General features: G+C 74.2%; 2 protein-coding genes. One reads left to right on the top strand and one right to left on the bottom strand.

Features of this window, described 5'->3' with window-relative positions:
* Positions 1–32: 32 nt before the first annotated feature.
* Positions 33–11,582 (bottom strand): SDR family NAD(P)-dependent oxidoreductase, encoded by an 11,550-nt coding sequence (locus tag ACWC5C_RS37635; protein ID WP_450883089.1) that lies wholly within the window; start codon positions 11,580–11,582, stop codon positions 33–35.
* 183 nt (positions 11,583–11,765) lie between these two features.
* Here ACWC5C_RS37635 and ccrA point away from each other — a divergent pair, with 183 nt between their 5' ends.
* Positions 11,766–13,121: a crotonyl-CoA carboxylase/reductase gene (gene ccrA / locus ACWC5C_RS37630; RefSeq protein ID WP_450883087.1), complete on the top strand. Its 1,356-nt coding sequence runs from the start codon at positions 11,766–11,768 to the stop codon at positions 13,119–13,121.
* The last annotated feature ends 1 nt before the right edge of the window (position 13,122 follow it).

Genomic DNA, 13,122 nt, shown 5'->3' with positions numbered 1-13,122 from the left:
GGCGGACCGGGTGACTGATCGGGTTCGGTCGGTCAGTCGGTGGTGCGGCCGAGGTCGTTGTCGATGAAGGCGAACAGGTCGCCGAGGTCGCCGAAGTCGTCGGGCGCGGCGGGGTCCGGGGTCCCGGGAGGTGTTCCGGCCTCCGCCGGGCGGGTGTCCTCGTCCCAGCCCGAGGCCAGCCGTCGCAGCCGTGCGGCGACCGACGTGCGCGCGGACGCGTCGTCGCCGAGGGCTGTCGCGCTGCTCAGCGTCTGTTCCAGGCGGTCGAGTTGGGCCAGCACATCGGCCTGGCTCGGTTCGGTCTCCTTCAGGACGAGGTCGGCGATCCCGGCCGGTGTCGGGTGTTCGTACACGAGCGTGGCGGGCAGGTCGAGGCCGGTCAGCGCGCTGATGCTGGCGCGCAGCCGGACGGCCGCGAGGGAGTCGACGCCCAGGTCCTGGAACGGCCGATCGGGTTCGATGACGGTGAGGTCGGCGTGGCCGAGCGCCTCGGCGATCCGCTGCCGGATGGCGTCCAGCGCGTACCGCCGTCGCGCGGCACCGCTCAACTCGCCCATTCGCGCGGCGAAATGCTGGCTCCGGGGCATGGGCTCGTCCGCCTCGGGCTCCCCGGTGACCGTGGGCGCCCCGGCCGCTTCGAGCCAGTACCGCGTGCGCTGGAAGGGGTACGTGGGCAGCGGTACCCGGCGGGCTCCGGTGCCCGCGAAGAACGCCTCCCAGTCGACGCCGACTCCCCGGTCGTGCAGCCAGCCGAGCAGCGACAGCACTCCGGTGGCCTCCGGCTGGCGGCGGCGCAGCGCGGACCGTGCGCCCGGGTCGCCCACCTGTTCCTCGGCCGCCAGGGTCTCCTCGATGACCGTGCTCAGGGTGGCGTCCGGCCCCACCTCGCAGAAGGTGTCCACGCCGTGGGCCCGCAGCGTCGCCACGGCGTCGCCGAACCGTACGGTCCCCCGCGCGTGCCGCACCCAGTAGTCGGGGGCGCGCAGCTCCTCCGGGTCCGCGATCCGCCCGGTCAGCGTGGAGACGACGGGGATGCGCGGGGCCGCGTAGGACAGGCCCTCGGCGACGGCGCGGAACTCCTCCAGTGCCCCTTCCATCAGCGGTGAGTGGAAGGCGTGGCTGGTGCGCAGGCGGCGGTGGCGCTCGAAGCGCGCGGCCAGCGCCAGTACGTCCTCCTCGGCGCCGGAGACCACCACGGACCGGGGGCCGTTGACGGCGGCGAGGCCGACCCGGTCCTCCTGACCCGCGAGCAGCGGCAGCACCTCCTCCTCGGCGACCGGCAGGGCGACCATCGCCCCGTGCGCCGGGAGGGCGTTCATCAGCCGACCGCGCGCCGCGACCAGGGTGACGGCCGAGGGCAGGTCCAGGACTCCGGCGACGTGGGCCGCGGCCAGCTCGCCGACGGAGTGACCGGCGACGAAGTGAGGCGCCACGCCCCAGGACTCAAGGAGCCGGAACAGCGCCACTTCCAGGGCGAACAACACCGGCTGGGTGTAGTCCGTACGGTCCAGCAGCGCGCTCTCCTCGGTGTCCGGCGCGGCGAAGGCCACGTCGTGCAGCGGGCGGCCGAGGTGCGGTTCGAACAGCACGCTGATCTCGTCGAAGACGGCGGCGAACGCGGGGTGGGCGGCATGAAGTTCGCGCCCGGCGCCCGCCCGCTGCGCGCCCTGGCCGGTGAACAGCACGGCGGCGCTGCGCCCGGCCCGCGCCGACCAGGTCTCGCCCGCGCCGCTCGCCAGCGCGGCCACGGCCGCCCGCAGGGCGTCCGGCCCGTCGCCGACCGCGGTGGCACGGTGGTCGAGGGCGCTGCGCGTGGTGGCGAGGGAGTACGCGAGGTTCAGCATGTCCCGCGCGTCGGCACCCTCCATCGCGGTCAGCAACCGCTCCGCCTGGGCGCTCAGTGCCTGCGGGCCGCGCGCGGAGAGCGGCAGGGGAAGCGCGGACGGCGACGCGGCGTTGCCGTCCGTGCATTCACTGTCGTCCGTGAGTTCAGCGGCCTCCTGGTCTTCGGCCGGGGGCTCCTCCAGGATCACGTGGGCATTGGTCCCACTGATGCCGAAGGAGGAGATTCCGGCGCGGCGGGCGCGTTCGGCGCGCGGCCAGGACCGGGCCCGTGTCAGCAGCTCCACGCCGCCGCTCTCCCAATCGACGGCGGGTGAGGGCTCGTCCACGTGCTGCGTGGCGGGCAGGGACTCGTGCCGCAGCGCGCCCAGCATCTTGATCACACCTGCCACCCCGGCAGCCGCCTGCGTATGGCCGATGTTCGACTTCACCGAGCCCAGCCACAGCGGTTCGCCCGTGGCCCGCTCGCGGCCGTACGTCGCCAGCAGCGCCTGTGCCTCGATCGGGTCGCCCAGCCGCGTCCCCGTGCCGTGCGCCTCGACCACGTCCACATCCGCGCCGGACAGCCCGGCGTCCGCCAGCGCGGCCCGGATCACCCGCTGCTGGGCACCGCCGTTCGGTGCGGTCAGGCCGTTGGAGGCGCCGTCCGAGTTGACCGCCGATCCGCGTACGACCGCGAGCACCCGATGGCCGCGGGCCCGCGCCACGGACAGCCGCTCCAGCAGCATCAGCCCGACGCCTTCCGACCACCCCGTGCCGTCCGCTGCCCCGGCGAAGGACTTGCAGCGGCCATCGGCCGCCAGGCCCTGCTGCCGGGTGAAGTCCTCGAAGACGGTGGGGGTGGCCATGACCGTCACGCCGCCCGCGAGGGCCGCCTCGCACTCACCGGCGCGCAGTGCGCGGCTGGCGAGGTGAAGGGCCGTCAGCGAGGACGAGCACGCGGTGTCCACGGAAATCGCCGGGCCTTCGAGTCCGAGGGTGTAGGCGATCCGCCCGGAGGCGACGCTGTGTGCGCCGCCGGTGAGCAGATAGCCCTCGGAGCCACCGGGAACGTGCGTGGCCCCCGCCCCGTAGTCGTGGTGTGCGACGCCGGTGAACACGCCCGTGGCGCTGCCGCGCAGGTCCGACGCGGGCATCCCGGTCCGTTCGAAGACCTCCCACGCGGTCTCCAGGAGGAGCCGCTGCTGCGGGTCCATGGCCACGGCCTCGTTGGGGCTGATGCCGAACAGGGCGGCGTCGAAGTGCCCCGCGTCGTAGAGGAATCCGCCCTCGCGGGTGCCCGACGTGCCGGGGCTGCCGTCCGAGCCGTAGAGGGTGTCCAGGTCCCAGCCCCGGTCCTCAGGGAAGGCCGCCATGACGTCCGCGCCCTCGGCGACCACGCGCCACAGGTCCTCCGGAGAGCCGACCCCGCCCGGGAAGCGGCAGGCCGCCCCCACGATCACGATCGGGTCCTCGTCATCGGCGGACGGGTCGGCGGGGGCCGCGACGGGCGTCGGCTCCCGGGTGTCCAGCACGAGTTCGCCGGTCAGGTAGCGGGCGACGGCGAGCGGTGTCGGGTGATCGAACAGCAGTGTCGCGGGCAGTCGTACGCCGCTGGCGGTCGCCAGGCGGTTGCGCAGTTCCACCGCGGTCAGCGAGTCGAAGCCGGAATCCTGGAACGCCCGGTCGGCGGCGATCGCGCTCGCGCCGCCGTCGCCGTGCCCGAGGACAGCCGCGGCGTGGCCGCGTACGAGGTCGAGCAGTACCCGGTCGCGTTCGGCCGTCGGCATCGCGGCGAGGCGGGCCGCGAAGTCCGGCGCGGGCGCGTCGGACTGCGCGGTGCGCCGCACCGCCGTCCGCACGAGGCCGCGCAGCGGGGCGGGTACCGGACCCGCGATGCGGCGGACCGCCGCCAGGTCGAGGCGGGCCGGTACGAGCAGGGCGTCCTCGGCGCCCACGGCGGCGTCGAACAGGCTCAGCCCGTCGGCGGTGGGCAGCGGTGCGACACCGGTGCGCCGCATGCGTGCCACGTCGGCGGCGGCCAGCTCGCCCAGTCCGCTGGGCTGCTCCCACAGACCCCACGCGAGCGAGGTGGCGGGCAGGCCACGGCTCCTGCGGTGCTGGGCGAGCGCGTCCAAGTAGGCGTTCGCGGCGGCGTAGTTGGCCTGCCCGGCGCCGCCCAGGACACCGATGACGGAGGAGAACAGGACGAACAGGTCGAGCCCGGCGTCGGCGGTCAGCTCATGCAGGGCGAGCGCGGCCTCGGCCTTGGGGCGCAGCACCCGCTCAAGGCGCTCCGGCGTCTGGGACTCGATGACGCCGTCGTCCAGAGCACCGGCGGCGTGCACGACGCCGGTCAGCGGGTGCGCGTCCGGGACGGCGGCCAGCAGCCGGGCGAGCGCGGCGCGGTCGGTGACATCGCACGCGGCGACGGCCACTTCGGCTCCCAGCTGCCGCAGTTCGTCGCGTACGGCCACGGCCCCGGGGGCTTCCTCGCCGCGCCTGCTCACCAGGAGCAGGTGGCGGACGTCGTGTTCGGTGACGAGGTGACGGGCCAGGAGCGCACCGAGCGCGCCAGTGCCGCCGGTGATGAGCACCGTGCCGTCGGAGGAGAGCACCGGCGGCTTGGCGGGGTGCGCCTTGACGAGACGGGGGACGAGCAATTGTCCGTCCCGGATGGCGAGTTGGGGTTCCCCGCTGGCGACGGCGGCGGCGATCGCCGTGCGGGTGACGCCCTCGTCCTCGGACTCTTCCGTGACATCAGGTCGTACGGAGTCCAGGTCGAGCAGGACGAAGCGACCCGGGTGCTCGGTCTGGGCAGTGCGCACCAGCCCCCATACGGCGGCGTAGGCGAGGCCCGGGAGGTCGTCGTGGGCGGTGGCCGCGACCGCGCCGCGGGTGCGGACGACGAGGGTGCGGGCGCTGTCGTCGTCGGCGAGCCAGGCGTTCAGGCGCTCCAGTACGGCGGCGCAGGAACCGGCCGACTCGGCGTCCAGCACGACCGCGTCCGACGCCTCCGCAGCGGGGCCGCCCGTGGGCTGCCCGGGCAGCGCGGTCCACTCCACCCGGTGGAGGGCGTCCAGGGACGCGGCCCGCGAGGCCGTCAGCTCGGCCACCGGTACCGGGCGCCACACCAGCGACTCGATCTCGGCGACGGGCCGCCCCGTGGAGTCCGCGACGGTGAGCGCCACGGCGTCGCGCCCGGCCACCGGAGTGACGCGCACCCGGGCGGTGGCGGCTCCGGTCGCGTGGACCGACACCCCGCTCAAGGCGAAGGGCAGCAGCACCTCCCCCTCGGCCGACTGCCCCTTGCCCAGCAGCACGGTCTGCAGCGCCGCGTCCAGCAGGGCCGGGTGCAGGCCGAACTTCTGTGCCTCCTCGCGGCGTTGCTCGGGGAGAGCCAGCTCGGCGAAGAGTTCCTCGCCCCGGCGCCAGGCAGCCCGCAGTCCCTGGAAGGCGGGCCCGTACTCCTGGCCGCGCGCGGCGCGCTCCGCGTAGAAGTTCTCGACGGATACGGGTTCGGCGCCGGGCGGCGGCCACGCGGTGAGGCCGTCGGGTTCGGGCCGGGTGCGGGGGGTCAGGGAGCCGGTCACGTGCCGGATCCAGTCCCGTGCGCCCTGCCCCTGCCCAGGGCCGTCGTCCGGGCGGGAGTGCACCGCGAAGGGACGGTGGCCGTGTTCGTCCGGTGCGCCGACCGACACCTGGAGCAGCGCTGCCTGGGTTTCCGGCAGCAACAGCGGGCGTTCCAGGGTGAGTTCATCGACGCCGCCACAGCCTGCCTCGTCGGCGGCGCGCAGCGCGAGTTCGGTGAAGGCGGCACCCGGCAGCAGTGCCGCGCCGGGTACGGCGTGGTCGGCGAGCCAGGGGTGGGTACGCAGCGAGATGCGGCCGGTGAGCAGGACACCGTCGTCGGCGGCCAGGCCGACCACCGCGCCGAGGAAGGGGTGTTCGGCGGATCCGAGGCCTGCCGAGGTGACATCACCCGTTCCCGCGTGCGCCCAGTAGTGCTGCCGCTGAAAGGCGTACGTGGGCAGTTCGACGCGCCGCGCGGGGGCGCCTGCCGACGGGGAGCACACCCCGGCGATCACGGCCGCGCGGTCCACGGCGTCGCCCCGCACCTGGGCCTCGGCGATCGACCGCAAGAAGCGGTCCAGGCCGCCCTCGCCGCGCCGCAGCGACCCCACGGCCGTGACCGTCGTCTCCGCTTCCTCCGCCGTGGTGTGCACGCTGGTGACCAGCAGCGGGTGCGGGCTCATCTCCAGGAAGGAGCGGTGCCCGGCGCCGAGCAGGGTGCGGGTCGCGCCGAGGAAGTCGACGGGTTCGCGGGCGTTGCGGAACCAGTAGTCGGCGTCCATCGTGCGGCCGTCGATCAGTTCCCCCGTCACCGAGGAGCACAGCGGGATGTCGCCCTCGCGCGGACGCAGCTCGCCGAGCGCCTTCAGCAGTGGCTCGCGCAGCGCGTCGATGAGGGAGCAGTGCGAGGCACCGTCCGGGACGATGACGCGGGCCCGCAGCTCGTCCGCCTTGCACACGTCCACGAAGCGTGTCACCTCGCCGGGCTCGCCCGCGACGGTGGTCGCGCGCGGGCTGTTGGCGCCGGAGACCTCAAGTCCCGGGAACCCGTCGGCGATCCGCTCCCGTACGTCGGCCACGGGCAGCGCCACCGAAGCCATCGCCCCTCGCCGGGTCAGCGCCTCGGCGAACACCCGGCTGCGGACGACCACGGCCCGTGCCGCCTCCTCCAGGGACAGCACCCCGGCGACGCAGGCTGCCGCGATCTCGCCCTGCGAGTGGCCCACGACGGCGTCGGGGCGCACTCCCGCATCCGTCCACGTCCGCGCCAGGGACACCATGACGGCGAACAGCGCGGGCTGGGCGACGTCGATCCGCTCCATGGACGGCGCGCCGGGCCCGCCGCGTACGGCGTCCATCAGCGACCAGTCGACGTGCGGGTCGATCGCCGCCGCGCACTCGCGCATCCGCGCGGCGAACCCCGGTGATTCCTCCATGAGTTCGTCGGCCATGCCCGTCCACTGGGAGCCGTGCCCGGGGAAGACGAAGACGGTCTTCCCCTCGGCGCTCGCGCCCGCCTCACCGGTGACGACGGACGCGTCGGCCTCACCTGCCGCCAGCGCCGCGAGGCCACGCAGCAGTTCCTCTCCGTCCGCACCGACGACCGCCGCGCGGTGGTCGAAGGCGGTTCGGGTGGTGGCGAGGGAGTGGGCGACGTCCAACGGCCGCGCGGGGTGGCGCTCCAGATGGGCACGGAGCCCGGCGGCCTGGGCGCGCAACGCCTCGGGGGTGCGGGCGGAGAGGAACCAGGGGACGGGCGCGGCGTCGGGTTCCGCGCAGTCCTCGTGGTCGGTTTCCTCGGCCGGGGGCTCCTCCAGGATCACGTGCGCGTTCGTACCGCTGATGCCGAAGGACGAGATTCCTGCGCGGCGAACGCGTTCGCCGCGCGTCCAGGACCGGGGCTCCGTCAGCAGTTCCACACCGCCGCTCGACCAGTCCACGGCCGGAGACGCCTCGTCCACGTGCAGCGTCGCGGGCAGCACGCCGTTCATCAGCGCACCCAACACCTTGATCACACCGGCCGCCCCGGCCGCCGCCTGCGTGTGACCGATGTTCGACTTCACGGAGCCGAGCCGGAGCGGTTGTCCGGAGGCACGCCCCTGCCCGTACGTGGCCAGCAGCGCGCCCGCCTCGATCGGATCGCCCAGCCGCGTCCCCGTGCCGTGCGCCTCGACCACATCCACATCCGCGCCGGACAGACCGGCGTTCGCCAGCGCCGCCCGGATCACCCGCTGCTGTGCGCTGCCGCTCGGCGCTGTCAGGCCGTTGGACGCGCCGTCGGAATTGATGGCGGAGCCGCGTACGACGGCCAGCACCCGGTGGCCACGGGCCCGCGCCACCGACAGCCGCTCCAGCAGCACCAGGCCGACGCCCTCGGACCATCCCGTGCCGTTCGCCCCCCCCGAGAAGGGCTTGCACCGGCCGTCGGGCGCGAGGCCGCCCAGTCGGCTCAGTTCGGCGAAGATGCCGGGCTCGGGCATCACGGTCGCGCCGCCCGCGAGGGCCGCCTCGCATTCGCCCGCGCGCAGCGAGCGGCAGGCCAGATGGATGGAGACCAGCGACGCGGAGCAGGCGGTGTCCACGGTGGCCGCGGGGCCCTCCAGCCCGAGCGCGTAGGCGATACGGCCGGAGGCGACGCTCGGCGTGGTGCCGGTGAACAGGTGGCCCTCGGAGCCGCCCTGGGCGTCGGCGAAGCGCGGGCCGTACTCCTGGTAGGTCGTGCCGACGAAGACACCGGTGGGGGTGGAGCGCAGGCGGGCGGGATCGATCCCGGCGCGCTCCAGGCACTCCCACGACGTTTCGAGGAGGAGCCGCTGCTGCGGGTCCATGGCGTGGGCCTCGCGCGGGCTGATGCCGAAGAAGGGCGCGTCGAACTCGGCGGCGCCGCGGAGGAATCCGCCTTCACGGACGTACGTGGTGCCGGGGCGGCCCAGCTCCGGGTCGTAGATGCTCTCGACGTCCCAGCCCCGGTCCTCGGGGAAGTCGGAGATGACGTCCGCGCCCTCGGCGACCACGCGCCACAGGTCCTCCGGAGAGCCGACCCCGCCCGGGAAGCGGCAGGCCGCCCCCACGATCACGATCGGGTCCTCGTCATCGGCGGACGGGTCGGCGGGGGCGGTGGCCGGTGCCGTCCGCCCGGCCAGCTCGTCGCCGAGGTGTTCGGCGAGCGCCTGCGGGGTGGGGTGGTCGAAGACGAGGGCGGCGGGCAGGCTGAGGCCGAGCGCCTGGGACAGGCGGTCGCACAGCTCCACCACGCCGAGTGAGTCGAGCCCCTGCTCGCGCAGGGCGGTCCGCGGATGTACGGAATCGGCGGACGGGTGCCCGAGGACGACCGCGGCGTGCAGCCGGACGGTGTGGAGCAGGGCACGCGGGTCAGCCTTGACGTCGGTGCCGGTGCCGGGGGCGTGGCCACCGTCCCCACCGGCTGACGCCACCGGAGCGTCCGGGGTCTCCGGAACAGCCGGAGCATCCGGCGCAGCGAAGGCGTCCGGCGCAGCCGAAGTGTCCGGCCAGTGCCGCTCCCCCTGGAAAGCGTAAGTGGGCAGTTCCACACGGCGCCCGGTGCGCCCGGCGAGCGCCCGCGCGCTGACGCGATGGCCGCGTACGTGCAGGGTCGCGGCGGCCATCCGCGCGGCCTGCGCCTCGGGCCGGGCGCCGCGCAACACCGGCGTGAAGCTCTTGCCGACGGCAGGCACCGACTCGCGGGCGGCGGCGCACAGGACGCCGTCCGGTCCGAGTTCGATGAAGTCGCGGACACCTTCGGCGTCCAGGCGACGCACTCCGTCCAGGAAGCGGACGGTGCCGCGCAGGTGGCGGACCCAGTAGTCGGCGGTGGCGATCTCCGAGCCGTCCACGACCTCGCCGGTCAGGTTGGAAATGATCGGGATGGCGGGAGCGTGGAACGTCAACTCCTCGGCCACGCACCGGAATTCATCCAGTACGGGATCCATGTGGTGCGAGTGGAAGGCGTGGCTCACGGGCAGCCGCTTGACCTTGCGGCCCCGTTCCCGCCAGCTCGCCGCCAGCTCGGCCACCGCGTCCTCGTCACCGGAAATGACCGTGGAGTGCGGCCCGTTGACGGCCCCGACGGTCAGCCGCCCCTCGTACTCGGGCAGCTCGGCCCGTAGCTCCGTCTCCTCTGCCTGGACGGCGACCATCGCGCCTCCGGCGGGCAGCGACTGCATCAGCCGACCGCGCGCGGCCACCAGCGCGCAGGCGTCCGGCAGCGACAGGACACCCGCGACGTGGGCCGCCGCCAGCTCGCCGACGGAGTGGCCGATCAGGAAGCCGGGCCGGACGCCCCAGCCGTGCACCATCCTGAACAGCGCCACTTCCAGGGCGAACAGCGCGGGCTGGGTGTACTCGGTACGGTCCAGCAGACGCTCCCCGTCCTGCTCGGCATCGTCTTCGGCCGCCCAGAGGACCTCGCGCAACGGGCGGTCCAGGAGCGGATCGAGGTGTGCGCAGACCTCATCCAGCGCGGTGGCGAACTCCGGTGATACGGCGGCCAGTTCGCGGCCCGAGCCGAGCCGCTGCGCGCCCTGCCCGGTGAACAGCAGCGCGAGCGCGCCATCGGCCCCCTGCTCCCCTTCCGCGTCCCCTTCCACCACGCCCGCTGAAGGCGTACCGGTTGCCAGCGCGTCCAGCTGGCACAGCAGTTCGTCCCGGTCGGCGGCGAGCAGCACGGCCCGGTGCTCGAAGTGGCTGCGGGTGGTCGCCAGCGACCAGGCGACGTCGGGCAGCGCGAGCCCGGGGCGGGCCTCAAGGCGGCGGCCCAGGGCGTCCGCCTGGCCGCGCAGGGCCGCCGTACTACGGGCCGACAGCGGGAAGCCGACCACATCCGGTTCGCCGACGGCCTCGGTTTCCCCCGGGTCCGCCCCCGCCTCCTGCTGATCGCGCGTGGGGGCTTCGGCAAGCACGACATGGCAGTTGCTGCCGCCCATCCCGAACGCGCTCACCCCGGCGATCAGCCGCCGCTCGGGGAGCGGCCAGCGGCCCAGCTCCGTGTGCACCCGTACGTTCGCCTCGTCCAGGCACAACGCCGGGTCGGCGGTGCGGTGATTGAGGCTGGGCGGCAGCTCGCCGTGCTGGACCGAGAGCGCTGCCTTGAGCAGACCGGTGATGCCCGCGGCGCCCTCGAGGTGTCCGACGTTGGTCTTCGCCGACCCCACCAGCAGGGGGTCGTCCACGGGCCGCCGTGTGCCGAGGGCCGCGCCCAGCGCCGTGGCCTCGACCGGGTCACCCACGGGCGTGCCGGTGCCGTGCAGTTCGACGTACTGGACGTCGGCGGCCGTCACACCTGCCCTGGTCAGGGCGGTCTCCACCACCTCCCGCTGGGTCTCGGCCCGGGGTGTGGTCAGGGACTCTCCGCCGCCGTCGTTGTTGACGGCGCTGCCCAGGATGACGCAGCGCACGTGGTCACCGTCCGCCAGCGCCCGGCTCAGCGGCTTGAGGACGACGAGGCCGCCGCCCTCCCCCCGTACGTAGCCGTTGGCCCGGGCGTCGAAGGTGTGGCAGGCGCCGTCCGGGGACAGTGCGCCGAAGGCGGCGACACCTGCCGTGCTCGCGGGGTCCAGCAGCAGGCTGACGCCACCGGCGAGGGCGAGTTCGGACTCGCCCTCGCGCAGGCTCTCGCAGGCGAGGTGGACGGCGGTCAGGGACGAGGACTGCCCGGTGTCGACCGTCATGCTGGGCCCGCGGGTGCCCAGAATCCAGGACGTGCGGTTGGCGATGACACCCCGGCTCCGACCGGTGAGGGAGTGCCGGCCGGGCCCGTCGGCCGCCGCGTCCCGCGCCTGCCGCGTCACCCAGTCGTCGCCCATGGCACCCACGAACACTCCGGTACGGGAGTCGCGCAGCGTCGTGGGGACCGTCCCGGAGTTCTCCACCGCTTCCCAGGCCAGCTCCAGCATCAGCCGCTGCTGCGGATCCATGGCCCGGGCCTCGCGCGGGGAGATGCCGAAGAACGCGGCGTCGAACACGCCCGTGTGGTCCAGGTAGCCGCCGGGGTGCTGGTCGCCGTCGGCCACTCCGGGGTGGCCGGGAGGCGGGGCGGCGACCGCGCTGCGGCCCTCGCGCAGCAGCTCCCAGAAGGCGTCGGGGGTCGGCGCTCCGGGGAGGCGGCAGGCCACACCCACGACGGCGATCGGCTCCTCGGCCGTGCCGTCGGCGCTCCGGACCTTGTTCATGGCTCTACTCCCTGGTCGTCGATCACCGGTCTTCAGTTGTCGGTCGCCGACCCTAAGCAGCGGCGGGGAACGCCCCGGTCTTCGTCCGTTTACCCGAGGCCGAGAGCGGCCTGAGACCGTCGCGTTGACCTTCGGGCGCCGGTCGCTCAGTACGTTGGCAAACGGCCGAAAGGAGCCGAATCCATGCAGAAAACTCCGGAAACCCTGGACCCGCTCGCGGAGGCGGTGCTCGCCGGCGCGGACCCCGACGAGCTGCGCCGCACGCCCCTGCCCCGCGAATACGTGGCGGCACACCTGCTCGCGTCGGACGTCGGCATGTTCCGCGACAGCACGTCCAAGGACGTGCGCTCCTCACTGCGCGTCGGCCGGGTGCCCATGCCCGAGCTGGCCCCGGACGAGGTCGTGATCGCGGTGATGGCCAGCTCCATCAACTACAACACCGTGTGGTCGGCGATGTTCGAGCCGCTGCCCACGTTCGACTTCCTGAAGCGGTACGCCAAGCAGGGCGGCTGGGCGGCCCGGCACGACCAGCCGCACCAGGTGCCCGGCTCCGACGCCTCCGGGGTCGTCGTACGCACCGGCAGCGGCGTCCGCCGCTGGCAGGTCGGCGACCACGTCCTCGTCCACCCGGTCCACGTGGACGACCAGGAGCCCGCCACCCACGCGGACGGCATGCTCGGCACCGAGCAGCGCGCCTGGGGGTACGAGACCAACTTCGGCGGCCTGGGCCAGTACGCGGTGGCCCGCGCCAGCCAGCTCGTCTCCAAGCCCGCCCACTTGACCTGGGAGGAGTCGGCGAGCAGCCCGCTGGTCGGCAGTACGGCCTACCGGATGCTGGTCAGCGACACGGGCGCGCGCATGAAGCAGGGCGACGTCGTGCTGATCTGGGGCGCGGCAGGCGGGCTGGGCAGCTACGCGAGCCAGCTCGTCCGCAACGGCGGCGGCACGGCGGTCGGCGTCGTCGGCTCCGAGCGCAAGGCGGAGGCGGCCCGCGCGATGGGCTGCGATGTGGTGATCAACCGTCAGGAGCTGGGGCTCGGCGACACCATCGACCCCACACCCGAGGAGACCATCCAGATCGGCAAGCGCCTGGGCCGGATCATCCGCACCGAGACCGGCGACGACCCGCGCATCGTCTTCGAGCACGTGGGCCGGGCCGTGTTCGGCATCTCCGTCTTCGTCGCGGCGCGCGGCGGCACGGTCGTGACCTGCGGCTCCAGCACCGGCTACCAGCACGTCTTCGACAACCGCTATCTGTGGATGCGGCTGAAGAAGATCGTCGGCAGCCACGGCGCCAACCTCCAGGAGGAGCAGGAGTTCACCCGGCTGATCTCGAGCGGCCGGATCGCGCCGGCGCTCTCCACGCTGCACCCGCTCGCCGACGCCGGCGAGGCCGCCCGGCTCGTACAGAAGAGCCAGCACGTCGGCAAGGTCGGCGTCCTGTGCCTGGCGCCCGAGCGCGGGCTGGGCGTCACGAACCCCGCGCTGCGTGCGTCGATCGGCGAGGACCGGATCAACCCGCTGCGGCAGTTCGCCTGAG

It is taken from the genome of Streptomyces sp. NPDC001700 (assembly GCF_053596435.1).
Note: the sequence above shows the minus strand (reverse complement) of the source record. Positions and strands in the feature narration are given on the sequence as shown.

Bases quoted from the DNA above. Each gene is read 5' to 3' on its own strand.
- ccrA (WP_450883087.1), top strand. From the start codon at position 11,766: ATGCAGAAAACTCCGGAAACCCTGGACCCGCTCGCGGAGGCGGTGCTC.
- ACWC5C_RS37635 (WP_450883089.1), bottom strand. From the start codon at position 11,582: ATGAACAAGGTCCGGAGCGCCGACGGCACGGCCGAGGAGCCGATCGCC.